The organism is Paracoccus aeridis, assembly GCF_004923205.2.
Taxonomy (GTDB): Bacteria; Pseudomonadota; Alphaproteobacteria; order Rhodobacterales; family Rhodobacteraceae; genus Paracoccus; species Paracoccus aeridis.
On record NZ_SELD02000019.1, the window covers coordinates 17,907 to 43,046 of the forward strand.

25 protein-coding genes and 1 tRNA gene are annotated in these 25,140 nt (G+C 70.5%); 18 read left to right on the plus strand and 8 right to left on the minus strand.

The annotated features are described in order from the left end of the window. Positions 1–77: 77 nt before the first annotated feature. From ELI80_RS09100 to ELI80_RS09120, 5 genes are read left to right on the plus strand one after another with little or no spacing between them, the layout of a single operon-like run. Positions 78–971 carry a siderophore ABC transporter substrate-binding protein gene (locus tag ELI80_RS09100; RefSeq protein WP_236641409.1) on the plus strand — a complete coding sequence of 298 codons (894 nt, stop codon included), beginning with the start codon at positions 78–80 and terminating at the stop codon, positions 969–971. Further along, entirely contained in the window at positions 968–1,918 is a 951-nt protein-coding gene (locus ELI80_RS09105; RefSeq protein WP_136650969.1) for an ABC transporter permease, read from the plus strand. The genes ELI80_RS09100 and ELI80_RS09105 overlap by 4 nt, the downstream gene beginning before the upstream one ends. A gap of 5 nt (positions 1,919–1,923) precedes the next feature. After that, on the plus strand, positions 1,924–2,880 hold the full coding sequence (locus tag ELI80_RS09110) for an iron chelate uptake ABC transporter family permease subunit (RefSeq protein ID WP_136650970.1): 957 nt from the start codon (positions 1,924–1,926) through the stop codon (positions 2,878–2,880). Further along, positions 2,877–3,698 carry an iron ABC transporter ATP-binding protein gene (locus ELI80_RS09115; RefSeq protein ID WP_136650971.1) on the plus strand — a complete coding sequence of 274 codons (822 nt, stop codon included), beginning with the start codon at positions 2,877–2,879 and terminating at the stop codon, positions 3,696–3,698. Before ELI80_RS09110 ends, ELI80_RS09115 begins: the two co-directional genes overlap by 4 nt. Positions 3,699–3,707: 9 nt before the next feature. Beyond that, positions 3,708–4,001 carry a DUF2218 domain-containing protein gene (locus tag ELI80_RS09120; RefSeq protein WP_136650972.1) on the plus strand — a complete coding sequence of 98 codons (294 nt, stop codon included), beginning with the start codon at positions 3,708–3,710 and terminating at the stop codon, positions 3,999–4,001. A 95-nt stretch (positions 4,002–4,096) separates the two neighbouring features. Here ELI80_RS09120 and ELI80_RS16045 read toward each other — a convergent pair whose 3' ends face one another. Continuing rightward, positions 4,097–4,906: a Crp/Fnr family transcriptional regulator gene (locus tag ELI80_RS16045; protein ID WP_161596445.1), complete on the minus strand. Its 810-nt coding sequence runs from the start codon at positions 4,904–4,906 to the stop codon at positions 4,097–4,099. A gap of 530 nt (positions 4,907–5,436) precedes the next feature. Between ELI80_RS16045 and ELI80_RS09130 the strand changes: the two genes are divergently transcribed. From ELI80_RS09130 to ptsP, 4 genes are all read left to right on the plus strand, one after another. Further along, positions 5,437–6,663: a 3-deoxy-D-manno-octulosonic acid transferase gene (locus tag ELI80_RS09130; protein WP_136650974.1), complete on the plus strand. Its 1,227-nt coding sequence runs from the start codon at positions 5,437–5,439 to the stop codon at positions 6,661–6,663. A gap of 46 nt (positions 6,664–6,709) precedes the next feature. After that, on the plus strand, positions 6,710–7,120 hold the full coding sequence (locus tag ELI80_RS09135) for a DUF1178 family protein (RefSeq protein WP_136650975.1): 411 nt from the start codon (positions 6,710–6,712) through the stop codon (positions 7,118–7,120). A 114-nt stretch (positions 7,121–7,234) separates the two neighbouring features. Next, complete coding sequence (locus tag ELI80_RS09140) at positions 7,235–8,491, plus strand: aspartate kinase (protein ID WP_136650976.1); 1,257 nt, start codon at positions 7,235–7,237, stop codon at positions 8,489–8,491. 52 nt (positions 8,492–8,543) lie between these two features. Continuing rightward, a complete protein-coding gene (gene ptsP / locus ELI80_RS09145; protein ID WP_136650977.1) occupies positions 8,544–10,790 on the plus strand; it encodes a phosphoenolpyruvate--protein phosphotransferase in 2,247 nt (748 codons plus the stop codon). A gap of 87 nt (positions 10,791–10,877) precedes the next feature. Here the strand turns inward: ptsP and ELI80_RS09150 are convergent, their stop codons facing one another. From ELI80_RS09150 to ELI80_RS09175, 6 genes are all read right to left on the minus strand, one after another. Further along, the gene (locus tag ELI80_RS09150; RefSeq protein WP_136650978.1) at positions 10,878–12,263 is read right to left on the minus strand and encodes a cytochrome c; all 1,386 of its coding nucleotides are present in this window, start codon (positions 12,261–12,263) and stop codon (positions 10,878–10,880) included. 11 nt (positions 12,264–12,274) lie between these two features. Continuing rightward, positions 12,275–14,044, minus strand: coding sequence for a GMC family oxidoreductase (locus tag ELI80_RS09155; RefSeq protein WP_136650979.1), 1,770 nt, complete (start codon positions 14,042–14,044; stop codon positions 12,275–12,277). 2 nt (positions 14,045–14,046) lie between these two features. Continuing rightward, complete coding sequence (locus ELI80_RS09160) at positions 14,047–14,745, minus strand: gluconate 2-dehydrogenase subunit 3 family protein (protein ID WP_136650980.1); 699 nt, start codon at positions 14,743–14,745, stop codon at positions 14,047–14,049. A gap of 273 nt (positions 14,746–15,018) precedes the next feature. Next, positions 15,019–16,266, minus strand: a complete 1,248-nt coding sequence (locus tag ELI80_RS09165; RefSeq protein ID WP_136650981.1) for an Hsp70 family protein — start codon at positions 16,264–16,266, stop codon at positions 15,019–15,021. Positions 16,267–16,338: 72 nt separating this feature from the next. After that, positions 16,339–16,415 (minus strand) — tRNA-Arg (locus tag ELI80_RS09170). A 134-nt stretch (positions 16,416–16,549) separates the two neighbouring features. Then, positions 16,550–17,980, minus strand: a complete 1,431-nt coding sequence (locus ELI80_RS09175; RefSeq protein ID WP_136650982.1) for a sensor histidine kinase — start codon at positions 17,978–17,980, stop codon at positions 16,550–16,552. A 283-nt stretch (positions 17,981–18,263) separates the two neighbouring features. Here ELI80_RS09175 and rpmH point away from each other — a divergent pair, with 283 nt between their 5' ends. The 5 genes from rpmH to ttcA are packed head-to-tail and all read left to right on the plus strand — an operon-like array spanning position 18,264 to position 20,227. Continuing rightward, the gene (gene rpmH, locus ELI80_RS09180; protein WP_073061402.1) at positions 18,264–18,398 is read left to right on the plus strand and encodes a 50S ribosomal protein L34; all 135 of its coding nucleotides are present in this window, start codon (positions 18,264–18,266) and stop codon (positions 18,396–18,398) included. Positions 18,399–18,451: 53 nt separating this feature from the next. Further along, entirely contained in the window at positions 18,452–18,922 is a 471-nt protein-coding gene (gene rnpA, locus ELI80_RS09185; RefSeq protein WP_136651005.1) for a ribonuclease P protein component, read from the plus strand. Further along, a complete protein-coding gene (gene yidD, locus ELI80_RS09190; protein ID WP_136650983.1) occupies positions 18,919–19,182 on the plus strand; it encodes a membrane protein insertion efficiency factor YidD in 264 nt (87 codons plus the stop codon). The genes rnpA and yidD overlap by 4 nt, the downstream gene beginning before the upstream one ends. After that, positions 19,179–19,325 carry a hypothetical protein gene (locus tag ELI80_RS16050; protein ID WP_161596446.1) on the plus strand — a complete coding sequence of 49 codons (147 nt, stop codon included), beginning with the start codon at positions 19,179–19,181 and terminating at the stop codon, positions 19,323–19,325. Before yidD ends, ELI80_RS16050 begins: the two co-directional genes overlap by 4 nt. Positions 19,326–19,327: 2 nt before the next feature. After that, entirely contained in the window at positions 19,328–20,227 is a 900-nt protein-coding gene (gene ttcA, locus ELI80_RS09195) for a tRNA 2-thiocytidine(32) synthetase TtcA (protein WP_136651006.1), read from the plus strand. A gap of 48 nt (positions 20,228–20,275) precedes the next feature. Here ttcA and ELI80_RS09200 read toward each other — a convergent pair whose 3' ends face one another. After that, positions 20,276–20,611, minus strand: a complete 336-nt coding sequence (locus tag ELI80_RS09200; RefSeq protein ID WP_136650984.1) for a hypothetical protein — start codon at positions 20,609–20,611, stop codon at positions 20,276–20,278. 202 nt (positions 20,612–20,813) lie between these two features. Between ELI80_RS09200 and yidC the strand changes: the two genes are divergently transcribed. From yidC to argB, 4 genes are all read left to right on the plus strand, one after another. Beyond that, complete coding sequence (yidC, locus tag ELI80_RS09205; RefSeq protein ID WP_136650985.1) at positions 20,814–22,697, plus strand: membrane protein insertase YidC; 1,884 nt, start codon at positions 20,814–20,816, stop codon at positions 22,695–22,697. Next, a complete protein-coding gene (locus ELI80_RS09210) occupies positions 22,694–23,479 on the plus strand; it encodes an MOSC domain-containing protein (protein ID WP_136650986.1) in 786 nt (261 codons plus the stop codon). Before yidC ends, ELI80_RS09210 begins: the two co-directional genes overlap by 4 nt. Then, positions 23,476–24,126: a ribosome biogenesis GTP-binding protein YihA/YsxC gene (yihA, locus tag ELI80_RS09215; protein ID WP_136650987.1), complete on the plus strand. Its 651-nt coding sequence runs from the start codon at positions 23,476–23,478 to the stop codon at positions 24,124–24,126. Before ELI80_RS09210 ends, yihA begins: the two co-directional genes overlap by 4 nt. Before the next feature lie 71 nt (positions 24,127–24,197). After that, positions 24,198–25,097, plus strand: coding sequence for an acetylglutamate kinase (gene argB, locus ELI80_RS09220; RefSeq protein WP_136651007.1), 900 nt, complete (start codon positions 24,198–24,200; stop codon positions 25,095–25,097). Positions 25,098–25,140 lie beyond the last annotated feature (43 nt).

Genomic DNA, 25,140 nt, shown 5'->3' on the forward strand with positions numbered 1-25,140 from the left:
TAGTTGACTCATGTTGTCAGACTTCATAACCGGAGCGGAGAATGCTTGACGCTCTTGCTCAGGAAAGGACTCGCCCCATGCGCATGATCTTGTCTGCCGGATTCGCCACCCTGATGGCCTTCCCCGCCCTTGCCGACGTGACGGTCGAGACGGCGCAGGGTTCCGTTTCCCTGCCCGGCGCGCCCGCCAAGGTGGCCGCTCTCGACCTGAGCGTGGTCGACACGATGGTGGCCCTGGGGGTGACGCCCGCGGGGGTGCCCGACAAGCTGTACCTCGACTACCTGCAGCCACTCGCCGGCACCGCCGCCCCCGTCGGCACACTGCAGGAGCCGAACCTCGAGGGGCTGGCCGCGCTTGGCCCCGACCTGATCGTGGTCGCCAACCGCTCTGCGGCAAAGAAGGACGCCGTGGCGCAGGTCGCGCCCGCCATCGACATGACCGTGGACGGCGCCGACCTGATCGACGACGCAAAGGCCCGGCTGGCGGCGCTGGCCGCCCTGTTCGGGAAGGAGACCGAGGGTCAGGCGCTGATCGCCGAGGTCGACGGGAAGCTGGCTGCGCTGGCGGATGCGGGCCGGGACAAGGGCACGGCGCTGGTCGTCCTGACCAACGGGCCGAAGATGTCGGCCTATGGCGCCGGCTCGCGCTTCGGCTGGATCTATGACGTAACCGGGCTGCCGCAGGCGGGCGGGCCGCTGGACAAGGACGCCAGCCACGGCGACGCCATCAGCCACGAATTCATCGCCGAGACCAACCCCGACTGGCTGTTCGTGCTGGACCGCGGCGCGGCGATCGGGGCGGACGAGCCTTCGGCCCAGGCCACGCTGGACAACGAGCTGGTGCGGCAGACCAACGCCTGGAAGAACGGCCACGTCGTCTACCTGCCGGCCGGCAACGTCTATCTCGCGCCCGGCGGTTACACCGCGCTGACCGAGACGCTGGACGTGCTGGCCGCAGCACTCGCGGGATGAACGCCCGTCCTCTCGCCGCCGGGCTGGCGCTGGCGCTGCTGGTGCTGGCGAGCCTTGGCACCGGCGCCGCGCGCATCGACCTTGCGGCCGGCGGCGGGTGGACGACCCTCGTGCTGATGGAATCGCGGCTGCCGCGGACGCTCGCGGTGCTGCTGACGGGCGCGGCGCTGGCCGTCGCGGGCACCGTGATCCAGAGCCTGGTGCGCAACCGCTTCGTCGGGCCCGACACGGCGGGCACGGGGGAAAGCGCGGCGCTCGGGCTTCTGGGCATCACGCTGCTGGCCCCCGCCGCGCCGATCTGGATCAAGATGGTCGCGGCCAGCCTTGCGGCGATGGCGGGCACGGCGCTTTTCCTCGCCATCGTCCGCCGCCTGCCGGTGCGCGAGGTGATGCTGGTCCCGATCGCAGGGCTGGTCCTGTCGGGCATCATCGGCAGCGTCGTGACCTGGATCGCGTGGGAGGCGGACCTGCTGCAGTTCGTGGGCACCTGGCTGGGGTCGGGCGAGTTCTCGGGCGTGATCGCGGGCCGCTATGAACTGCTGTGGATCGCAGGGGCGGCGGCGGGGCTTGCGTGGTTCGCGGCGGACCGCTTCGCCATCCTGTCGCTGGGCGACGGGGTGGCGATCGGCCTCGGCCTGTCCACGCGCGGGGTGATGCGGCTGGGGATGGTCGTCGTCTCGGTCGTCTCGGCGCTGGTGGTGACGACGGTCGGCATGATCCCCTTCGTCGGGCTGGTGGTGCCGAACATCGTCGCCCGGATCATGGGCGACAACCTGCGCGCCTCGATCCCCGTCGTCGCGGCGGGCGGCGCGGGGCTGCTGCTGGCCTGCGACCTGCTCGGCCGGATCGTGCGCCATCCCTACGAGATCCCGGTCGGCACGATCCTGGGCATCGCCGGATCGGTGATCTTCCTGTGGCTTCTCTACCGGCCCGTCTCGCATGGATAGCGCGCATGGATAGGCCCGCCGCCACCCTGATCGCGGCGCTTCTGGCGCTGCTCGCGGCCTCGTCGCTGGTTTGGATGTTCCAGGGGATCGGCGGCGGCAACCGCGCCTTCATCCTGCAGCTGCGCGGCACCAAGCTGGCGGGGCTGGTCGTCGTCGGCGCAGCCGTGGGCATCGCCACGGTGCTGTTCCAGACGGTGGCCGCGAACCGGGTGCTCACGCCGTCGATCATGGGCTTCGATGCGCTCTACGTGCTGCTGCAGACCGGGCTGGTCGCCTCGCTGGGGGTCGCGGGCTTCGCCGCCCTGCCGAACGCCGCCAGGTTCCTGGCCAGTGTCGCCGCCATGTCGCTGCTGGCGGCCATGCTGTTCGGCACGCTGGTGGGGCGGGGGGCGAAGGACATCCCGCGCACCATCCTGACCGGGGTGATCCTCGGCGTGCTGTTCCGTTCGCTGTCGACCTTCCTCGCCCGGATCATGGACCCCAACGCGTTCGCGGTGGTGCAGAGCGTCAGCTTCGCCAGCTTCGGCAGCATCGACGCCGCCCTGCTGCCCGTCGCGGGCGGGATCGCCGCGCTGTGCATGGCGGGCGCGATGTGGCTTGCGCCGCGTCTCGACGTCGTGGCGCTGGGGCGCGAGGCCGCGGTGTCGCTGGGCCTGCGCTTCGACCGGCTGGTGCTGGTGACGCTCGGGCTGGTGGGGATGCTGGTCTCGGTCTCGACCGCGCTGGTGGGGCCGGTCGCGTTCTTCGGCCTGCTGGTCGCGGGGCTGGCGCACGGGCTCGCGCCTTCGGCCCGCCATGCGGTGCTGCTGCCCGCCGCCGGGCTGATCGGCGCGGTGGTCCTGGTTGCCGGCCAGACCTTGTTCGAGCGCCTGATGGGCCAGGCCGCCACGCTTTCGGTCGTCGTCGAGTTCGCGGGCGGCCTGTTCTTCCTGTTCCTTCTGCTGAAAGGACGTGTCCGATGATCCGCATCAACGGGCTGACCCATCGGATCGGCGCCACGCCGATCCTGCATGACATCGACCTGACCCTGCCGCGCGGCAAGCTGATTGCGCTGATCGGCCCGAACGGCGCCGGCAAGTCCACGCTGCTGCGGCTGGTCGCCCGGCTGGAGCCGCTGCAGGCCGGCCGGATCGAGATCGACGGGCTGGACCTCGCCACGACCGGGACCGAGCGGCTGGCGCTGGCGATGGCCGTCATGGGCCAGCAGACCCACGTCGCCAGCCGGTTGCGGGTGGCCGAGCTGGTGGGCTTCGGCCGCTGGCCGCACCACCACGGCCGCCCCCGCGCCGCCGACCGCGAGGCGGTCGAGCAGGCGCTGGACGCGTTCGGGCTGACGCCGCTCCGCCACCGCTTCCTCGACGAGATCTCGGGCGGGCAGGCGCAGCGCGCGCATCTGGCGATGACCTTCGCCCAGGGGACCGACTGGCTGCTGCTCGACGAGCCCCTGAACAACCTCGACATGGCCCATTCCCGCACGCTGATGGCGCGGCTGGCCGATCTGGTGGGCGCCCGCGGCCGCAGCGTCCTGACCGTCGTGCACGAGGTGAACTATGCCGCCGCCTGGGCCGACCACATCATCGCCATGAAGGACGGCCGCATCGTGGCCGAAGGCGCGCCCGAAACCGTGCTGACCGAGCCGGTGCTGTCGGCGCTCTACGACACGCCGATCGAGGTCTCGCGCCACGACGACCGCCCGCTGGTCCTGCACCACCACTGGCACGACCAGCTTGGCTCACCCTTCCCCAAGCCTTCCGACGACACCCTCCGCGTCCTGCACTGAAAGACCGCCATGATCTCGACCGCCCGCTATCCCACGCCGAGCGCCGCGAAATATGTCCAGCAGCTCGCCAAGCACTTCGCCCACAAGATCGAGGTCCGCTCGGACGCGGACACCGCCGATTTCGCGGTCGAGGCGGGGACCGTCCGCCTCAAGGCCGAGGATGGCGCGCTTGTCGTGCGGGTCGAGGGCGAGGACGCGAAGGCCATCATCAACCTGCGCTATGTCGTCGACAAGCACCTGGTGATCTTCGCCTTCCGCGAGGGCTTCACGGGCCTTGAATGGCGCATGGCGGATGAAGCCTGAGACGCTGCCGCCGATCCTCATCGCGCTCACCCGCCCGCCCGCGCGCGGGGCAGGGCGCAGCCGCCCGGCGCGTCCCCGCGCGCCGGCATCGCCGATCAGATCGGCCCCGCACCCTTCGTGGCGCTCAGCAGCGACGGTCCGTTGTGCAGGGGCCCGCGGCGGGTGGCGGTCACGCGCTTGCGGATCTCGCGGTCCGTTTCGGGGTCGAGATACAGGTAGTCCCAGGAATACTGCCCGGTCTGGAACAGATCGGGAAGGTTCGTGATTCGCAGGTGCCCCTGCGAGAAGGTGCAGATCCCCTCGTCGCGCAGTTCCGCCATCAGCCGGTTCACGTGGACCGGCGTCATGCCGCAGATCTCGGCCAGGTCCACCTGCGTCACCTGCAGCCTGAACCCGTCGAAGTCGCACAGGCCCCGCGCGTAGAACCGCAGCAGCATCTCGCAGAAGAAATTGGCGACCCGCGCCCGGCCCACCAGGCGGCCGACGCGGAAGGTCCAGTAGCGATCGATCGAGGAGTCGATCAGCGAGATCTTCCACAGCTTCTGGAACAGGTCGGGTTCCTGCTGCCGCAACATGTGGACGGCGTCGTGCGGCGTGCGGCGCACGACCGCCTCGCTGATCGCTTCAAGATTATGGTCCAGGTGGCCCAGCATGTAGGCGGGCAGATCCACGTAGTCGCCCGGGATCTGCAGGCTCAGGAACTGCCGCCGCCCGAGCCTGTCGGTCCGGTAGCGCCCCAGCAGGCCATGTTCGAGGTAGAGCGAACTCGACAGCGGAATGCTGGCGTGGACCAGGGGCTGGCGCGCGGCCCATGTTTCGGGCGCAAGCTGGATGGACGCCACCTTCTGCGCGTCGCACGGGGTGAAGATGCAAGGCCACGCGCGGTCGAGTGTCAGTTCGGTCATACGCTCCCCCGGCTGAACTGAAACCCCTCGCGAGGGTTCCGGCGGCCGGTGGAGCCTGGAGGGCGCACCTTCTCGGATGCCCTTTCCCCGCCTGCCTTGCCAGCATTGTTGCATGGGTGCCGATGACCGCCAAGCCCCCGCCCGGACAGGCCCGCCACTGGCGCCGACAAGTCCGCCGGCGGGCCCGGCGCAGCAACGTCCCTTACCGCGCGCGCAGCGATGTGCTTGCGACGGCAGGTTGCGGGCGCGTGCCACGTCCTGCCGGGCCGCCCTTGCCGCGACGGTGCCGGACCCCCGTTCGGCCGCGATTCGGCGCGCCTCTTGGTTCGGTCGAGGCGCGGCAGCGACTGATGTTCCGCACGTCTGCCCCGGCCCGCCGGTTGGCGCGGGAAGGGGGCGTTTTCCTGCTACCCGACGCGGGCTTTCCCGTTTACAGGCTTCCGGCAAGCCCCTGATGTCGCGTCGCCGGAAGCCCGGAAAACGGTCACGATCCTCGTCCGCGCCGCGCATCGGCTTTTCGGAAAGGCGGCATGATCTATCGCGCGCTCACGACCTTCGCCGGCCCCGTCGCGGGCGCCGCGGCACGCATCGCGGGGCCGGACTGGCGCGAGCGCATGGTGCTGGACGCGGGCCCGGCGCATCGTCCGGGCGGCGTCTGGCTGCACGGCGCGTCGGTGGGGGAGCTGAACTCGGGCCGCCGGATCGTGGAAGCGCTCGTGGAAGCGCTCGGGCGCGATCTGCCGGTGGTGGTGACGGCGAACACGGTGACGGGGCGCGCGGTCGCCGCCGGGTGGGGCGTCCCCGCGCGGCTGGCGCCCCTCGATCTGCCGGGCGCCGTGGACCGCTTCCTCGACCGCCATCGCCCGGCGGTTCTGGTGACGCTGGAAAACGAGATCTGGCCGAACCGCGCCGCCGCCGCCCGGTTGCGCGGGATCGCGCAGGTCGTGGCGGGCGCGCGGATGTCGGCGCGGTCGGCGGCGCGCTGGTCGCGGGCGCGGGGGCTGATCGGGCCGGTGCTGGGCGGGCTCGACGCGCTGTCGGCGCAGGATGGGGCAAGCGAATCGCGGCTGATCGCCCTGGGCCTTTCTCCGGGCGCGCTGCTGCCCCGGTTGCAACTGAAGCTGCTGGACCCGGCCGCCACCCCCGTCCCGCCCGCATCGGCCCGGCGCGACAGGACCTGGCTCGCCGCCTCGACCCACGCGGGGGAGGAGGAGCTGGTGCTCGACGCCTTCCTGCAGGCGCGCGCCCGGGTGCCGGACCTGCAGCTGATCCTTGCCCCGCGCCACCCGCGCCGCGGGGACGAGGTGGCGGCGATGATCCGGGCGCGGGGCCTCGACGCGGCCCGGCGGTCGGCGGGCGCGGTCGGCCGGGACGGTGCGGTCGTTCTGGTCGACGTGCTGGGCGAGATGGCGCGCTGGTACGACGCCGCCGGGCTTTGCCTGACGGGCGGGTCGCTGGTCGATCATGGCGGGCACACCCCGTGGGAGCCTGCGGGCCACGGCTGCGCCATCCTGCACGGGCCCCATGTCGGCAACGCGGCCGAGGGCTACGCCGCGCTCGGCGCGGCCGGCGCGAGCCTTGGGGTCGGCGCCGGCGACCTGGGCGCGGCAGTGGCGCGGCTCGCGGCCGATCCGGCAGCGGCGCGGGCGATGGGCCGGCGCGCGCGCGCCGTGCTGCGGGACCGGGCAGGGGACCCCGGGGCGCTGGTCGACCGCATCCTCGCCCTCGCGGGACGCGCGAGGCAGCGCCGCGCTTGATCGCGACGCGGCGGACCACGATATGTTGCCCGAAGGAGGCCGATCCATGATCCGCTATACGCTGCGCTGCGCCGAGGGGCACGATTTCGACGGCTGGTTCCGGTCGGCCGGCGATTTCGACCGGCTGAAAGCGGCGGGCCAGGTCACCTGCGCGACCTGCGGCGGCGCGGACGTGGAAAAGGCGCTTATGGCACCTTCGGTCGCGAGCCGGGGCGAGCCGACCCTGCGCCCTGCCGCCGAGGACATGACGCCGCTGGAAAAGCTGCGCCGGCATGTCGAGACGACGTCGGACTATGTCGGGATGAGCTTCGCCGCCGAGGCGCGGGCGATGCACGAAGGCACCAGGCCGGAACGCGCGATCCACGGCGAGGCGCGCATCGACGAGGCGCGCAAGCTGCTGGAGGACGGCATCCCGGTCGCGCCGCTGCCGTTCCGCCCCCGCAGCCGGGTCAGCTGAAGTCCACCGGACGGGCGACCCCGCGCCCGCGCAATCGCGTGGTGCCCGCTTGCCCTTCCGGCCGGTCCGGCCTATGACGCCGCGCGTTCCACCCTCGGCGACTAAGGGGCCTTCATGCCGCTTCTGGTGATGAAATTCGGCGGCACGTCGGTGGCCGACATCGACCGCATCGCGAATGCGGCCCGCAAGGTCCAGCGCGAGGTCGATCGCGGCTACGACGTCATCGTCATCGTCAGCGCCATGTCGGGCAAGACCAACGAGCTCGTGGGCTGGGTCGAGGGCACCTCGCGCCTTTACGACGCGCGCGAATACGACGCGGTCGTGGCCTCGGGCGAGAACGTCACCGCGGGCCTCATGGCGCTCAGGCTGCAGGAAATGGGCGTGCCGGCGCGCAGCTGGCAGGGCTGGCAGGTCCCGATCAACACCACCGCGCAGCACGGCTCGGCCCGGTTCGTGTCGATCCCGCGCGACAACCTCGATGCGAAGTTCGCCGAAGGGATGAAGGTCGCGGTCGTCGCGGGGTTCCAGGGGATCGCGCCCGACGGCCGCGTGACGACGCTGGGCCGGGGCGGGTCCGATACCACCGCGGTCGCTTTTGCCGCCGCCTTCGACGCGGAACGCTGCGACATCTATACCGACGTGGACGGCATCTACACGACCGACCCGCGGATCGCGCGCAAGGCGCGCAAGCTGGACAGGATCGCGTTCGAGGAGATGCTGGAGCTGGCGTCGCTCGGCGCGAAGGTGCTGCAGACCCGCTCGGTCGAGCTGGCGATGCGCTACAACGTGCGCCTGCGGGTGCTGTCCTCGTTCGAGGACACGGATGAAACCAGCGGCACGCTGGTCTGCGATGAGGACGAGATCATGGAATCCAAGGTCGTTTCGGGCGTCGCCTACAGCCGCGACGAGGCCAAGATCACGCTGGTCACGGTCGAGGATCGGCCCGGCATCTCGGCCGCCATCTTCCAGCCGCTGGCGGACGCGGGCGTGAACGTGGACATGATCGTCCAGAACATCTCGGAACGCGACTACGAGGATCATCCGGGCGCGGTCACGGACATGACCTTCTCCTGCCCGATCAACCAGGTCGAGCGCGCCAAGAAGGCGATGGAGGACGCGCGCGCCGGCGGCGCGATCGCTTATGACGAGCTCGCGGTGGACGACGACGTGGCCAAGGTGTCGGTCGTGGGGATCGGGATGCGGTCGCACGCCGGGGTCGCCGCGCGCATGTTCAAGGCGCTCGCCGACGAGAACGTCAACATCAAGGTCATTGCAACCAGCGAGATCAAGATTTCGGTTCTGATCGACCGCAGGTATATGGAACTGGCCGTGCAGGCGCTGCATGATGCCTTCCAGCTTGAACAGGCCTGATCCGCGGGATCGGCCATAGCCGAAGGCGAGGCCAGGCGGCGGGGGAGGGAAGTTGAGCGGAGACTTGGCCGAAAGCGAATCCCGCAAGCTGCTGCAGCGGCTCAGGGACACGCTTGCCGCGCCGGGCGCGAGCCAGGACAGGCTCGACAACATCACCCACCACATCGCCGATTCGATCGGGACCGAGGTCTGCTCGATCTACCTGTTCCGCGACCCGCAGACGCTGGAACTGTGCGCGACCGAGGGGCTGCGCCCCGAATCCGTCCACCACACCCGGCTTCGGCTGGGCGAGGGGCTGGTGGGGCGCGTGGCCCGCATGGGCCAGCCGATCAACACGGCGAACGCCCCTGCCGAGCCGGGCTTCCGCTTCATGCCCGAGACGGGGGAGGAGGTCTATCCGTCCTTCCTCGGCGTGCCGATCCAGCGCGTGGGCGAGAAGCTGGGCGTCCTGGTCGTGCAGTCGCGTCAGTCGCGCCAGTTCACCGAAGACGAATGCTACGGCCTCGAGGTCGTGGCGATGGTGCTGGCGGAGATGGCAGAGCTTGGCGCCTTCGCCGGCGGCAACGACGGCGGGCCTGCGACGCACCGCTTTCCCGCCGTGTTCCGGGGCACCAGCGGGCAGGAGGGCTCGGCCGAAGGGCATGTCTGGCTGCACGAGCCGCGCGTCGTCGTCACGAACCCGGTGGGCGACGATCCCCAGCGCGAACGCGCCCGCCTGAACGAAGGGGTCGCGATGCTGCGCTCGCGGCTCGACGCGCTGATGGCCGACCTGTCGCTGGGCGCGGGCGACCATGCCGACGTGCTGGAAACCTTCCGGATGTTCGCCAACTCGCGCAGCTGGCTGCGGCGGATGGAGGAGGACATCGACCTTGGCCTGTCGGCCGAGGCGGCGGTGGAAAAGGAACAGGGGCAGGCCCGCGCGCGGCTGGAGCGCGCGGCCGATCCCTACCTGCGCGAGCGGCTGCACGACCTCGACGACCTGTCGAACCGGCTTCTGCGGATCCTCACGGGGCAGGGGCGCGACACCGGGGCAGAGATGCCCGAGAACCCGATCCTCGTCGCCCGCAACATCGGCCCGGCCGAGCTTCTGGACTATGGACGCAAGCTGCGCGGGGTGGTGCTTGCCGAAGGCAGCGTCGGCAGCCACGCGGCCATCGTCGCCCGTTCGCTCGCGATCCCGCTGGTGGTCAACGCGGGCCGGATCGCGTCCGAGGCGCTGAACGGCGATCCGATCTTCGTCGACGGCGACACCGGCATCGTCCACCTGCGCCCGGAAGAAAGCGTCGCCGCCGCCTTCCGCGACAAGATCGCGATGCAGGCCGAGGCGCAGAAGCGCTACGCCGACCTGCGGGGCCTGCCCGCCGTCGCAACCTGCGGCACCCGGGTCGAGCTGTTCATGAACGCGGGCCTGATGGCCGACCTTCCGTCGCTGGAAGGGTCGGGGGCCGAAGGCGTGGGCCTGTTCCGGACCGAGCTTCAGTTCCTGACCCGGACCCGCGTCCCGAAACGCGGCGATCTCGCCCGGCTCTACCGCAAGGTGATGGACAACGCAAAGGGCAAGCCCGTGGTGTTCCGCACCCTGGACATCGGGTCGGACAAGGTGCTGCCCTACATGAAGCCGCAGGACGAGCCGAATCCCGCGATGGGCTGGCGCGCGATCCGGCTGGGCCTCGACAAGCGCGGCGTGCTGCGGATGCAGTTGCAGGCGCTGCTGCGCGCGGGGGCGGGCCGGCCGCTCAGCATCATGTTCCCGTTCGTGGCCGAGCCGTCCGAATTCGCCCGCGCCCGCGCCATCCTCGACGAGCAGATCGAACGCGAGCGGATGCACGGCCACGAGCTGCCGACCGAGATCCGCGTGGGCGCGATGCTGGAAACGCCGTCCATCGCCTTTGCGCCGCGGTCGTTCTTCCAGTCCTGCGACTTCCTGTCGATCGGCGGCAACGACCTGAAGCAGTTCTTCTTCGCCGCCGACCGCGAGAACGAGGCGGTGCGCCGCCGCTACGACACGCTGTCGCCGTCGTTCCTGTTCCTGCTGAAGCAGATCGTGGATCGCAGCAACGAGGCGGGGGTGCCGCTCAGCTTCTGCGGCGAGGATGCGGGCCGCCCGATCGAGGCCGCGACCCTCGCCGCGCTGGGCCTGCGACGGCTGTCGATGCGCCCGGCGTCGATCGGCCCGGTCAAGCACCTGTTCCGCCGGATCGACCTGTCGGAGCTGTCGAAGCTGGTCGCGGCGGGGGTGGAGGACGGCGCGGCAAGCCTGCGCCCCGAAATCACGGACTGGCTCGCCCGGAATGGCTGAGCACCGGCGGCGTCCGTCACCCGACCATGCTGCCATCGCGTGCCGGCGGGCTTGGGGCTTGCGCAGGCCCCAAGCGCGGCGGGCCGGTCAGTCCCGCGCCGTGTCGTCGGGGTCGCCCGCGTCCTCGGCGGTTTCCGCGCGCACCTCGGCCACCCGCTCGGTCGTGATCGGCCCGGCGTCGTTGCCCCATGCCGAACGCAGGAAGGTCGCGAGTTCCGCGACCTCCTGGTCGTTCAGGCGGTCGCGGTAGCCCTGCATCACCAGCTGCATCGGCCTTTGCGCGGTCGAGGGAACATGCGCCCCGTTCAGGATGATCGAGATGAGCGGCATCGTCTCGTCCGACTGCACCAGCGTGTTGCCGGCGAGCTTGGGGAAGATCTGCGCGGCCCCGGTGCCCGATGCGAAGTGGCAGGCCATGCAGTTGTCGGCGTAAAGCCGCGGGCCGATCGCCATGTCGGCGGGCGCCGACACCAGCAGCGCCTCGGTCTCCTTGCCCGCGTCGCCCGCGGGCTGGTGCGGGATGACGACGGTTTCGGACGGCTCGGTGGTGGCGGGCAGCACGACCTCGCCACCGGGCATCCCCTTGAGGAAGGCGGCGATCGCGATGCGGTCGTCGGGGGTCAGGTGCTGCATGGATTCCTCGACCACCAGCCCCATCTCGCCGTTCGCGGTCGAGTGGTTGTTGCGGCCCGTGCCGAGATAGCGCGCCATGTCGGGAATGTCCCACCGCTGCGGGGCCGAGGCGGGGCCGGACAGCGGCGGCGCTTCCCACCCGGCGATCGCGCCGCCCTGCAGGAAGCGGCCGCCGTCCAGCGTGACCCCGTCCTGCATCATCAGCAGGTTGCGCGGGCTGTGGCAGGCGCCGCAGTGGCCGGGCGCCTCGACCAGGTACTTGCCGCGGTCCAGCACCTCGTCGCCATAGACCGGGGTGAACCCCGCCGGGTGCCTGAGCGCGAGCCAGTTCCACGCGCGGATGCCCCAGCGCTGGTTGAACGGGAACGCGAGGTCGGTCGCCGGGATCGGGTCGGCCACCGGCGGCACCTCGTTCATGAAGTAGTCGTACAGCGCCCGCACGTCCTCTTCGGTCAGCATGCGGTAGTTCTCATACGGCATCGCCGGGTAGAGATGCGCGCCATCGCCCCGGATGCCGTCGTAGAGCGCGGCCCGGAACTGGTCCAGCGTGTAGCGGCCGATCCCCTGGTCGGGGTCGGGCGTGATGTTGGTGGAATAGATCGTGCCCATCGGGCTTTCGATCGGCCGCCCGCCCGCGAAGGGCCGGCCGTCCTCGGCGGTGTGGCAGGCCGCGCAATCGCCCGCGCGCATGACGTATTCGCCCTGGCCCTCGGCCGGGCGCCAGTCGGCGGGCAGCGCCGCGACGGCGGGTGTCAGCCGCACGGGCACGAAGATCATGGCAAGCAGGACGATCACGCCCGTCAGGGCGAGCAGGGCGACGATCCGGAGAAAGGTCCTCATCTCGACGCTCCTCAGACCAGCGGGCGGGGGTTGGAAAGATACTGCCGGCGGATTGCGTCGGCGGTGTGGTAGGCCAGCCCGCCGACAAGGCCGGTCGGGTTGTACTGCGTGTTCTGCACGAAGTTCCCCGCCCCCGTGGCGAACACGTTGTGCATGCCCCAGACCTGCGAATAGCGGTTCACCACCCCCTCGGCCGGGTTTTCGGACATGATGTGGCCGCCGGTGTTGTGGGTCGTCTGGTAGGGGCGGATGTCGTAGCGCGCGCCCAGGTCCTTGAAGGACAGCTGCGACAGGTCGGGCTTCATGAAGGCGACGACCTCTGCCATCCTGGCGCGCATGAACTGGTTCATCCGCAGGTCGTTTTCCTGCCAGTTGAACGTCATCCGCATGAGCGGCCGGCCGAACCTGTCGCGGTAGGTCGGGTCGAGATCGAGGTGGTTGCCGCGATAGGCCATGTGCGAGCCGTGCGACCCGATCGACATGACGTGGCCGTACCAGTCGCCGACCGCCTTCTTCCACCCGGCCCCCCACTCGGCGCTGTCGCGCGGCAGCGGCATGGACCGGATCGGCTGGCCGTTCGTCTGGCCGGACCGCCAGTAGGCGCCGCCGATGAAGCCTTCGCGCCCGAAGTCGATCTGGTTCATGCCGAAATCGTCGATCGACATGCCGTTCGAGCCGTGGCCGACGAAGGGATTGAACACTTCATCGCGGTAGAACAGCGTGGCGCTGCCGTTCATCTGGTAGGCGTAGCTCTTGCCGGTCACGCCCTCGCCGGTCACCGGGTCGTAGGGCTGGCCGATCCCGGACAGCAGCATCAGGTGGACGTTGAACAGCTGGTAGGCCGCCAGGATCACCAGGTCGGCGGGCTGGAACACCTCCTCGCCGGCGGCGTGGTCCCAGTAGGTGACGCCGGTCGCGGTCTTGCCGTCCGGCGCCTTCTCGACCCGCAGCACCTCTGCCCCGGTGCGGTAGCTGAAGTTCGGTTGCCGGCGCAGCGCGTCCAGGATCATCGTCTGCGGCGCGGACTTGGAATACTGGAAGCAGCCGTAGCGCTCGCAGAAGCCGCAGAAGGTGCAGGGCCCCATCTGCATCCCGTAGGGATTGACGTAGGCGGTCGAGGCGATGCCCGACGGCGCCTTGAACGGATGATAGCCCATCGCGGCCGCGGCCTCGGCGAACTTGCGGGCGTCGTAGGTCACCGGCAGCGCCGGCATCGGATAGTCGCGCGACCGCCGCCCTTCGAACGGGTTGCCGCCGGGAATGATTTGGCCGTTGAGGTTGCCGGCCTGCCCGGAAATGCCCGCGACGTGCTCGAAGCGGTCGAAGAACGGCTCGAGCTCGTCGTAGCTGACCGGATAGTCGCCGAGCAGCATTCCTTCGGGGATGATCTGCTCGCCCCAGTTGTCGCGGACGTGGCTGCGCAGCTTCAGTTCCTCGGGCTGCGGGCGCCAGTTCAGCCCGTTCCAGTGCGCGCCCGCGCCGCCTACGCCGTTGCCCGGCAGGAACGACCCGAAGCTGCGGAACGGCAGCGCGACCTCGTCCGGGCCGCGGCGGATGGTGAGCGTCTGGTTGCGGGGCTTCAGGACCAGGCCCAGCCGCACGCCGTAGCGCAGCTCGTCCAGCATGTCGGGGTACTTGAACTCGGGGACGGTGTCCTGGTCCGCGCCGCGCTCGAGCGCGACGATGTCCAGCCCTTCCTGCGACAGCTCCATCCCCAAGATGGACCCGGTCCAGCCCAGGCCGACGATCACGACGTCCTTGCGGGGTTCCTGCCTTGCCATGCTCAGGCCCTTTCGCCGCTGATGGAAACCGGGCCCAGCGGGTAGGGCACGTCATGACGTTCCACCCATTCGAGGAACGCCCCCCGCGCCCCCGGGAACCCGATGTAGACCCACGCCTGCATCCCGTGGTTGCCGCCGTAGATCGGGTCCGAGAAGTAGCCTTCCTTGGTGTTGTCGAGCAGGATCGAGAAGAAGTCGCGGATCTCGGGCGCGAGCATCGCGGCTTCCTCCAGCGCGGCGAGCGCCTCGTCCTGGCGGGCGGGGTCCAGCGCGGTGAAGGCCGCGTTGTAGGTCTGCGCGCACCAGGCGTCGAAGACGGGGATGGCCTGGCGATAGACCTCGGCCGGGGTCAGCGGCGTCTGCCAGCCCAGCAGCGGGTCGGCCGCGGGAGCGAACGGCCCTTCCATGTACCAGTCGGCGGCCTGGCCGAACTCGCCGGCAAGCTGGAGGTCGATGAAGACGGGCACCCGCGTCTCGATCGCGCCGGGGCCGTCGCCCTCGGACGGGATCAGCCGCGCCGTCGCGGCCATGACGAAGGCCCATTCGGCGGGGGTGAAGAACACCGGCTGGTACTGTTCCAGCGGCACGGGCGCGGCGGCCTGCTGGGCCTTGGCGGAAAGCGGCAGCAAGGCCATCGCGACCCCCGCGGCCGAAGCCTTCAGAAAACCCCGCCTGCTGGGGCGTCCGGGAAGGTCGGTCATGCGCGTTCTCCTGCCGAGGGGTGGGATGATCTCGTGGCGCCGCGGCGCGGTCTGGGCGGCCATCCGCACCGCAGTCGGCGCATTGCGGGTAGGGACGGCATGTCGGCGTGCTGTCGTGGGCCCCTGCTTTCGCGCAGACGGCGAAGGGCCCACGGGTTCGCGGGCGCAACGCGGCAGGCAGGGGTTCGGTTGCCCCCGCCGGTTCCAGGACCGGCGCACGTGGCCGAAGCGCCACGGTTTCTCCGCGTCGCGGGACGTGCGCCCTGGCGCGCCTCAGCGCGCGGCGGCGATGGCCAAGCCGTCGGCGACGGCGGTGAAGACCTCGGCGAAGGAATGTCGCGCGGCGGGAAACTCTGCCCGCATCCTGTCCGACACCATCGACATCAGACTGGAGCCGCCGACATAGACCACCTGGTCCACGTCCGCCGCCGCGATGCCTGCCATCCGCAGCGTCTCGGCCGCGCCGCGCGCAAGCGCGTCGGCGTGGCGGCCAAGGCATTCCGCCAGCGCCTCTGCGGGCAGCGGCACCGAAAGCCCCGGCTCGACCTGGTCCAGCCGGATGCGCGGGTTCTCGTCGCCCCCGTTCGCCGCGATCTTGCCGCGCTCGACCGCGAAGGCGAGGTCGTGCGCCAGTTCGTCATCCAGCACGCGGGCCAGGCGCGAAAGCTTCGCGGGCTCCTCGGCCAGCCGCACCATGTCGGCGGTCATGCGGCGGTTCTGGGGCGTGTAGACGAAGGGGATCTTTTCCCACGTCGCGAGGTCGTTGAAGATCGCGTTCGGCGTGGGCGACGTGCCCGGCCCCATCGCCTTGCGAAGCTCGGTTCCCTTGCCCAGCAGCGGCATCACCCTGTCGATGCTGATGGACCGGTCGAAGTCCGTCCCGCCGATCCTGACGCCGTGGCTGGCGAGGATCTCGACCCCGCCCGCCCCCGCCCGGCACAGCGAAAAATCCGAGGTGCCGCCGCCCACGTCCACGATCAGCCCGACCCTCCCGGCGGCGTCCAGCGCCCCGCTGGCGATCGCCGCGGCCTCGGGTTCGGCCATGAAGTCGACCTCGCGGAACCCCGCCGCCATGTAGCAGCGCCGCAGGTCGTCCTCGGCCTGCGCCTCGCGCACGTCGCCGGTGCCGTGGAAGACGACGGGCCGGCCCGACAGGGCGCGCTCGAAGGTCAGGCCCGTCTCGGCCTCGGCCCGCGCCTTGATGTGGGAAAGGAAGCGCGCGATCACCTCGACGAAGGTGACGCGCTCGTTCAGGATCTGCCGCTTCTCGTGCATCAGCGACGTGCCCAGCACCCGCTTCAGCGCGCGCATGAACCGCCCTTCGTTCCCGTCCAGCAGCGCCCGGTTCGCCGCCTCTCCGATCAGCGTGCGGCGGCTTTCGAAGTCGAAGAAGAAGGTCGTCGGCAACGTCGCCCGGCCCGGCGCCATCGGGATCAGCCGGGGCCTGCCGTCGTGGAGAAAGCCCGCGGCGGAGTTCGAGGTGCCGAAGTCGATCCCCAGCGCGGGGGCTTGCCGTGACATGTCGAAGGCTCCGGGGCGGGCGGCGGAAAAAGAAAAAGGGCCAAGGCAGCGATGCCTAAGCCCTTTGTTCAATGGCGGACCCGGAGCGATTCGAACGCCCGACCCCCAGATTCGTAGTCTGGTGCTCTATCCAGCTGAGCTACGGGTCCGTCGTGAGGGCGGTTCCTACGGACCCCGGCAGGGGGATGCAAGCGGAAAGTTCGGGCGGGTGCCCAGGTTTCGCGCTAAACCGGGCGAACCAGGCCGGGGCGAACAGGACGGGCCGGAGCGGGGCGGGCGGGCGTCAGCCGTGGATCGCGTGCGGGTGGCGCGGCAGGTTCAGGCAGAACTCGGTCCCGTCCCCGCCGGTGCGCACCAGATCCAGCGTGCCGCCGTGCCCGCGCATCAGGTCGGCGGCGATGGCGAGGCCAAGGCCGGTGCCGCCCTTGCGGATGCCGCCGGTGAAGGGCTGGAACAGGTTCGCCAGCGCCTTTTCCGGCAGGCCCGGCCCGGTGTCGCCCACGCGCAGCCACCAGCCCGTCTCGTTCTCGCCCGCGCCGATCTCGATCGTGCCGGGGCGGCGAGTCGCCTCGATCGCCTGGCGGGCGTTGCGGACAAGGTTCGTGAGCACGCGGTAAAGCTGCTCCCGGTCGGCCCTGATCGTCAGGCCCGCGGGCAGGTCGGTCAGGAACTCGACCGCCTCCGGCTTGTCGCCCGCGCCCTCGCGCGAGTCGCGGCTTTCGGTCGCCAGCCTCTCGGCCTCGATCACGTCGCCGACCAGCGTGGACAGGTTGAACAGCGACAGCTGCGGAGGCGCTTCCTCGGCCTTGCCGAAGGCGAGCGTCGTCTCGCACAGGTTCACCGCGCGCGAGATGGATCCCACGAGCTTCGGCGCCGTGCGCCGCACGCCCGGGTCGGCGCTGCCCTCCAGCCGGTCGGCGAGGATCTGGCTGGTGGACAGGACGTTGCGCAGGTCGTGGCTGATCTTGGCGACCGCCTGCCCCAGCTGCGCCAGCCGCTCGCGCTGCTTGAGGGACGAGGTCACGGTCCGCTGCATGGCGGCGAGCGCGGTCTCGGCGGCGCGGACCTCGGCCATGCTGGCGGCCGGCTCGATGATGCGGCGGGCGTCGTCGGGGGCGTTCGCATAGGCGATCATGTGCCCGATCACGCGCCGGATCGGCTGCACGATCAGCCGCTGCGCGGCGAGGTTCAGCAGGAGCGCCGTCAGGATCGAGAACGCCGCCGACACCGCCAGCAGCCGCAGCCCGAAGTCGATCATCTCGGCCCGCATGGGGGCGCTGTCCATGGTGATCTCGATCAGCTGGCCCGCCTGCAGGACCGGGGCGCCGATCACGCGGATGATCTGGTTCTGCGGCTGGACCAGCAGCCGCAGCGCGTCGCGGGTCAGGGCGACGAAGCTCGGATCCCGCAGGTCGTAGGTCGCGTTGATGGGGGCGGGCAGGGGCGAGGACAGCACCAGCCTGCGGATGTCGTCGCGGCGCAGGACCACGTTGTAGACCCCGGCGGTTTCCAGCAGTTCCGATTCCAGGTCGGACGCGATCGATTCGTCGGTCGCCAGCAGGGCGAGGCTGGCGATCTGCGCCCGCTCCAGCCGGCTGTCGAGATAGTCGCGGCGGTGATTGCTGACCGAGGGGATCAGGATCGCGGCCTCGGCCAGCACCACGAACAGGATCGTGAGTGCGGCGAACCGGCCTGATAGCGTGTTGAAGTTCATCTGCTCCCGATATCGCGCACCCTCGACGCCCGCTTGCATGACGCGACCGGCCGGGGCAACCCGTCGCGATCAAACAACCGTGAGGCGTGCGGGGTTCCAACGGCCGCCCCTGTGCGCTGGCCATGTGCGCCGGCCATGTGCGCCGCCGCGGTCCGGCGCCATCGCGCTTTCGGTGGTTGACTCGCGCCCGGGGCGCTTCTATCAGGCGGGCTTCGCATCACCTGCGCGCGCCGCGGGCCGTCCGGCCGTCGAGCGCGCACACCCGTACTTCGGAGTGAAGACCATGAAACGCACCTTCCAGCCGTCGAACCTCGTTCGCGCGCGCCGCCACGGCTTCCGTGCCCGCATGGCGACCAAAGGCGGCCGCCGGGTCCTGAACGCGCGCCGCGCCAAGGGCCGCAAGGTCCTGTCGGCCTGATCGCGTGCGGGGCGATCGTGGACAGGGCGGCGGCACAGCTTCCGCCTGATCCCGTGGTCCCGGCTGGTTGCGACGCGCCCGGTCGGGTCGTCGCCGAAGGCGCGGGGGGCAAGCCCCGCATCAAACGGCTGCGCCAGCGCGCCGATTTTCTGAGGGCTGCCTCGGCCCGCCGTCAGGGAACGGCGGGCTTTCTGCTGCAGGCGCGCCAGCGCGGCGCCGCGGGCGAAGGCGCGGCGGACCCGGCGATGCGCGTGGGCTTCACCTGTTCCAGGAAGATCGGCAACGCCGTCGCCCGCAACCGCGCCAAGCGGCGCCTGCGCGCGCTCGCGGCCGAGCTGCTGCCCGCGGGCGGGCGCGCGGGATGGGACTACGTCCTCGTCGGCCGGCCCGATGCCACCATCAACCGCGATTTCACCGACCTGCGGGCCGACCTCGCGGCCGCGCTCGACCGCATCCATGCGCAGCCCGAGGGGCAGCCGCACCACCGCCCGAACCGGCCGCCGAAGAAGGGGCGCGGCACATGACCCCGCTCGCCCGGATCGTCGCGCTGCCGGTGCGGGCCTACCGGCTTGTCCTCAGCCCCTGGATCGGGCACGCCTGCCGCTTCCAGCCGACCTGCTCGGCCTACGCGCTCGAGGCGCTGGACCGGCACGGGGCGCTGCGCGGAAGCTGGCTTGCCGCCCGCCGCGTCGCCCGCTGCCATCCGTGGGGGTCCGCCGGCTACGATCCGGTGCCGGGGCACGAAACAGCCTGCAGCGCCCCTTCATGCAAGGACAGGACATGAGCGAACGGCCCACCCGGCGCGACAGGCGCGAGCGTCCCCCCGGCAAGCCGCGGAACCTGCTGCTGGGGCTGTCGCTCATCATCATCGCGGCGCTGGTCGTGCTGGCGCTGACGAGCTTCGTCGTGTCGCGGTTCGCGGCATGAACATGCAGGCGGGCGCGGAAGCCGGGCACGAACCCGACGCGGGCGGCGACATCCACCCGCTGTTCCGCGGCGCGCCCGCGTCGACCGAGTTCCGCAAGCTGCGCAAGCGGCTGGTGCGAGAGGTAAGGTCCGCGATCGACAGCTATTCGATGGTGAACCCCGGCGACCGCTGGCTGGTCTGCCTGTCGGGCGGCAAGGACAGCTATACCCTGCTTGCGGTCCTGCACGAACTGCAGTGGCGCGGGCTGCTGCCGGTGGATCTGCTCGCCTGCAACCTCGACCAGGGCCAGCCCGGCTTCCCCGCGACCGTCCTGCCCGAGTTCCTCAGGGATCGCGGCGTCGCGCACCGGATCGAGTACCAGGACACCTATTCGGTCGTCGTCGACAAGATCGCGCCCGGCGGGACCATGTGCTCGCTGTGTTCGCGCCTGCGCCGCGGCAACCTGTACCGCATCGCGCGCGAGGAAGGGTGTTCGGCCGTCGTCCTGGGACATCACCGCGACGACATGCTGGAAACCTTCTTCATGAACCTGTTCCACGGCGGCCGGCTGGCGACGATGCCGCCGAAGCTCTTGAACGAGGACGGCGACCTGAACGTGCTGCGCCCGCTCGCGTTCGTGGCCGAGGCGGATTGCGACCGGTTCGCCCGCGCCATGGACTATCCCATCATCCCCTGCGACCTCTGCGGCAGCCAGGAAGGGCTGCAGCGGGTGCAGGTGAAGCGGCTGCTCGACGAATGGGAGGCGCGCAGCCCCGGCCGCCGGCAGGTGATGTTCCGGGCGCTGATGAACGTGCGCCCGTCGCATTTGCTCGACCCGGCGCTGTTCGACTTCGCGGACCTGCTGCCGAAGGCGGGCCCGGACGCAGCCGATCCGGACGTGCCGGTCCTGACGGACAGATGACTTCGGATGTGCGGCGGCGTCGGCGACGATGCCGCACGTCGGCCCGGGTCAGGCCGCCAGCGCAAGGCCTTGCGGCTCATCCAGCGGCAGGTCCATCCGCAGCTTCCGCGAGATCTGGCCCACGTCCCACGACGACCGCGCGACCTTGAAGCCTTCGCCCAGAAGATGCCTCACGTACATCTTGTTGTAGATGAACGCGAACACCAGTCCCGAAAGGCCGAACGTGGCGAAGCCGAGCAGGAACATGATGAGCGCCCCCATCAAATGCCCGCGGAACAGCGCCGGAAAGAAGCCGAAGAGCAGCGTTGTCCACGAGAAACCCACCGGCGCCTGCTTCAGCGCGCCCGTGTGGGGGTTGTGGAAATCGATCGTCGCATATGCCATGGGAAGCCTTCGAGTTGACGTGGACCTGCGTCGACTAGCATCCCTGCGTTAACCGCAGGTTTATGGCGGCAGGTCGTCTGTCGCGCCTGACCTTGAAGCTCCGGCGGGCCCGCCCGCCTGGCCCGGCATCCGGGCTTTTCCCTTGACCTTGTGGCGCCCCTTCGATTGAAGCGGCGCGGTATGACGCAAGGCCGGTGACCCGATGGACGACAACAACCGCAACCTGATCCTGGCGATGGTGCTTTCCGCGCTGGTCATGATCGGATGGTATGCATTCTTCGCCCCGCCCCAACCGACCGTCGATCCCTCGGCCGTGCCCACCGCCACGACGACTCCCGCGACGACTCCCGCGGCGGGCGCGCCGGTCGGGACCGCCGCCGGCACGTCACCCGGCACGGCGCCCGGCGTGGCGGATGCCGGTTCCGCCGATCCGAGCCGGGATGCGCCGCGCGTCGCGATCGACACGCCATCGCTGCGGGGCAGCATCTCGCTTGCCGGCGGGCGCATCGACGACCTGCTGCTGACCGGTTACCGCGAGACGCTGGATCCTGCCTCGCCCTTTGTCCGGCTGCTGTCGCCCACGGCCCAGCTTCGCGTGACCCAGGAAGGGACCGCCGCCGCGCCCGCGACCGAGCCGGAGGTCGTGCTGCAGAAGCCATACTATGCCGTCTACGGGTGGACCCCCGGCCCCGGGGTCGATCCGGCGCTGGTGCCCGGCCCCGCGACCGTGTGGACGCTGGAATCCGGCCAGACGCTGGCCCCCGGCCAGCCGGTGACGCTGGCCTGGGACAACGGTGCGGGCCAGGTCTTCCGCCGCACGTTCGAACTTGACGACCGCTACCTGTTCACCGTCACGCAGAGCCTGGAAAACTCCGGCGCGGCGCCGTTCTCGGCCGCGCCCTACGGGATCATCGCGCGGCACGGCCGGCCCGACACGCAGAACTACTTCGTCCTGCACGAAGGGGCGGTCGGCATGGTCGACGGCGAGCTGGTCGAGGAAGACTACGGCGACGTCGCCGACCTTGACCCGGTCGCGGGCGAAGGCCCCGCCGACGTGCGCCAGGTCACCGCCAACGGCTGGATCGGCTTTACCGACAAGTACTGGATGACCACGCTCGCGCCCGCGCCGGGCCAGCCCTTCACGGCGGTGGTGAAATACGCGCCTGGCGCCGACATCTACCAGACCGAGGCGCGGATGCCGGTGCAGACCGTGGCGCCCGGCACGCAGGTCAGCTCGCAGTCGTTCCTGTTCGCCGGCGCCAAGACCTACGAGGTCCTGCACGGCTACCAGGAAAACCGGGGCATCCAGCGCTTTGTCGATTCGATCGACTGGGGCTGGTTCTACTTCCTGACCAAGCCGATCTTCCATCTCCTGCACTGGCTGCACGGGATCATCGGCAACATGGGCTGGGCGATCATCGCGCTGACCTTCGTCCTCAAGATGCTGGTGTTCCCGCTGGCGCGGAAATCGTATGTCTCGATGGCGCGGATGCGCGAGCTGCAGCCCGAGATGGAGGCGATCAAGGAGCGGACCGGCGACGACCGGACCAAGTACCAGCAGGAAGTCATGGCGCTGTACAAGCGCGAGAAGGTCAACCCCGCCGCAGGGTGCCTGCCGATGCTGCTGCAGATCCCGATCTTCTTCGCGCTCTACAAGGTGATCTTCGTCACAATCGAGCTGCGGCATGCGCCGTGGGTCGGCTGGATCCGCGACCTCGCCGCACCCGACCCGTCGAGCCTGCTGAACCTGTTCGGGCTGCTGCCCTATTCGCCGCCCGCGCAAGGCACGCTGCTGCATTCGCTGTCGCTGCCCGCGCTTGCCATCGTGCTGGGCATCACCATGTGGCTGCAGCAGAAGCTGAACCCGGCACCCGCCGACCCGGCCCAGAAGATGATCTTCGCGTGGATGCCCTGGATCTTCATGTTCATGCTGGGCGGTTTCGCCTCGGGGCTGGTGCTGTACTGGATCGCGAACAACACCATCACGATCGCGCAGCAGTACACGATCATGTCGATGCACGGGCACCCGCCGCAGCTGTTCGGCAACATCCGCGACAGCCTGCCCAAGCGGCGTCGCAAGGGATGACCGGGGCGGTCGATCCGGCGCAGGACGGGGTGGGCCGGCTGGCCCATCTGTTCCGCTATCCGGTCAAGTCGATCGGGGGCGAGGCGCTCGACGCCGCCGCGCTTGAGCCGTCGCGGCCGCTGCCCGGCGATCGCCGCTTCGCCGTGCTGCACGAGGACGGGCTGCGGCATCTGGCGGACGGGGCGCTCGACCGCTGGCTGCCCAAGGCGGCCTTCGTGCGCGGCGTCGCCTCGGCGCCGCTGCAGGCGATCCGCGGCGGCTGGGACGGGGCCGATCTGGTCCTGACCCATCCCGGACGCCCGACCCTGCGCTTCGACCCGGCGACGGGCGACGCCCCCCTGATCGACTGGCTGCAGCCCCTGTGGGCGCCGGCCGGAAAGGCGCCCGCCGCGCGGCTGGTCGAGGGGCCGCAGGCGCTCACGGACGTGAACAGGCCGTTCGTGTCGATCCTGTCGCTGTCCTCGCTCGCGCTGGTCGAGGAGCGCTTCGGCCGCGCGCTCGGCGTCGATCGCTGGCGCGGGAACCTGTGGATCGACGGCTGGGCGCCGCTGGCCGAACGGGGGCTGCTCGGCCGCCGCATCCGCGTGGGCGAGGTGGAGCTGGACGTGGTCGAGCCCATCGGGCGCTGCGCCGCGACCAGCGCCGACACGGAGACCGGCTGCCTCGACGGCGACACGCCGGCCGAGCTGGAGCGGCACTTCGGCCACCAGGATTTCGGCGTCTACGCCGAGGTCCGCACCCCCGGCACGATCCGCCCGGGCGACGCGGCGGTGATCCTGTGAGGGTCGCGTTCCCCGTCGCCCCCGAGCCCGAGCCCGAGGCCGCCGAGGCCGCGCGGCTGCTGTTCGCGGGCCCGGTGGACTTCGTCAAGGGCGTGGTCGCGATGGACGGGATGCCCGCCGCCGACCGCCCCGAGGTCTGCTTCGCCGGCCGCTCGAACGTCGGCAAGTCGAGCCTCATCAACGCGCTGACCGGCCGCAAGGGGATCGCGCGCGCCTCGAACACCCCCGGCCGCACGCAGGAGATCAACTACTTCGCCCTGGGCGAGCGCGGCTATCTCGTGGACCTGCCCGGCTACGGCTACGCGCAGGCGCCGCTGCCAGTGGTGAAGAAGTGGCAGGCGCTGCTGAAGGCCTATCTCGCCGGCCGCCCGACGCTGCGGCGCGCCTTTGCGCTGATCGACGCGCGCCACGGCGTGAAGCCCGTGGACCACGAGATCATGTCGCTGCTCGACCGGTCCGCCGTGCCGTTCCAGGTGGTCGTGACCAAGGCCGACAAGATCGGGACGCAGGCGCTGGCGCAGACCGTCTCGCAGGTCGAGGACGAACTGCAGAAGCACCCCGCCGCGTTTCCCGAACTGGTCGTGACCTCGTCCGAGAAGGGGCAGGGGATCGCGACGCTCCGGGCCGTGATCGCCGGTCTTTGCTGAGGCTGGACCTCGGCCGCGCTGCGCCCTAGCCTCCGCCCCGACTTGGGGACGCACGGATGAGACAGCAGAACATGAACCGGGATTTCGCCACCACCGCCCACACCCTGTCCGAGGCGCTGCCCTACATGCAGCGCTACGCGGGGGCCGTCGTCGTGGTGAAGTTCGGCGGAAACGCGATGGGCGACGACGACGCGATGGCCGAGTTCGCGCGCGACATCGTGCTGATGAAGCAGGTGGGCATCCACCCGGTCGTGGTCCATGGCGGCGGGCCGATGATCAACGACCTGCTCGGCAAGCTCGGGATCGAGAGCCGCTTCGTCCGCGGCAAGCGCGTGACCACCAAGGAAGCGGTTCAGGTGGTCGAGATGGTGCTGTCCGGTCTCGTCAACAAGCGCATCGTTCAGGCGATCAACGACGCGGGCGGGCGCGCGATCGGGATCTCCGGCAAGGACGACGACATGATGGTGTGCGAGGCGGACGACCCGGAACTGGGCTTCGTGGGCCGCCCGATCGAGATGAACATCCAGATCATCCGCGACCTCTATCAGGCCGGGCTGATCCCGGTGATCGCGCCCGTCGCGACCGGCATGGCCGACAACGAGACCTTCAACGTCAACGGCGACACCGCCGCGGGCGCCATCGCAGGCGCGCTGCAGGCCGACCGGCTGCTGCTGCTGACGGACGTGGCGGGGGTCAAGGACGCGTCGGGGCAGGTCGTGACGCAGATGCACCCCGACCAGATGCGCGCGATGATCGCCGACGGCACCATCGCCGGGGGCATGATCCCGAAGACCGAGACCGCGCTGATGGCGCTGGACAAGGGCGTGCGCGCGGTCGTGATACTGGACGGGCGGGTGCCCCATGCCGCGCTGCTGGAGCTGTTCACAGAGCAGGGCGCGGGCAGCCTGATCCGGTCGACCGAGCCGCGGGTCAAGCCGCACGGGCTGCGCCAGGGCGACAGCGGGCTTTGAGGCACCGCCGCCGCGCGGGTGCCCGCTTGCGGTGATTTAACCC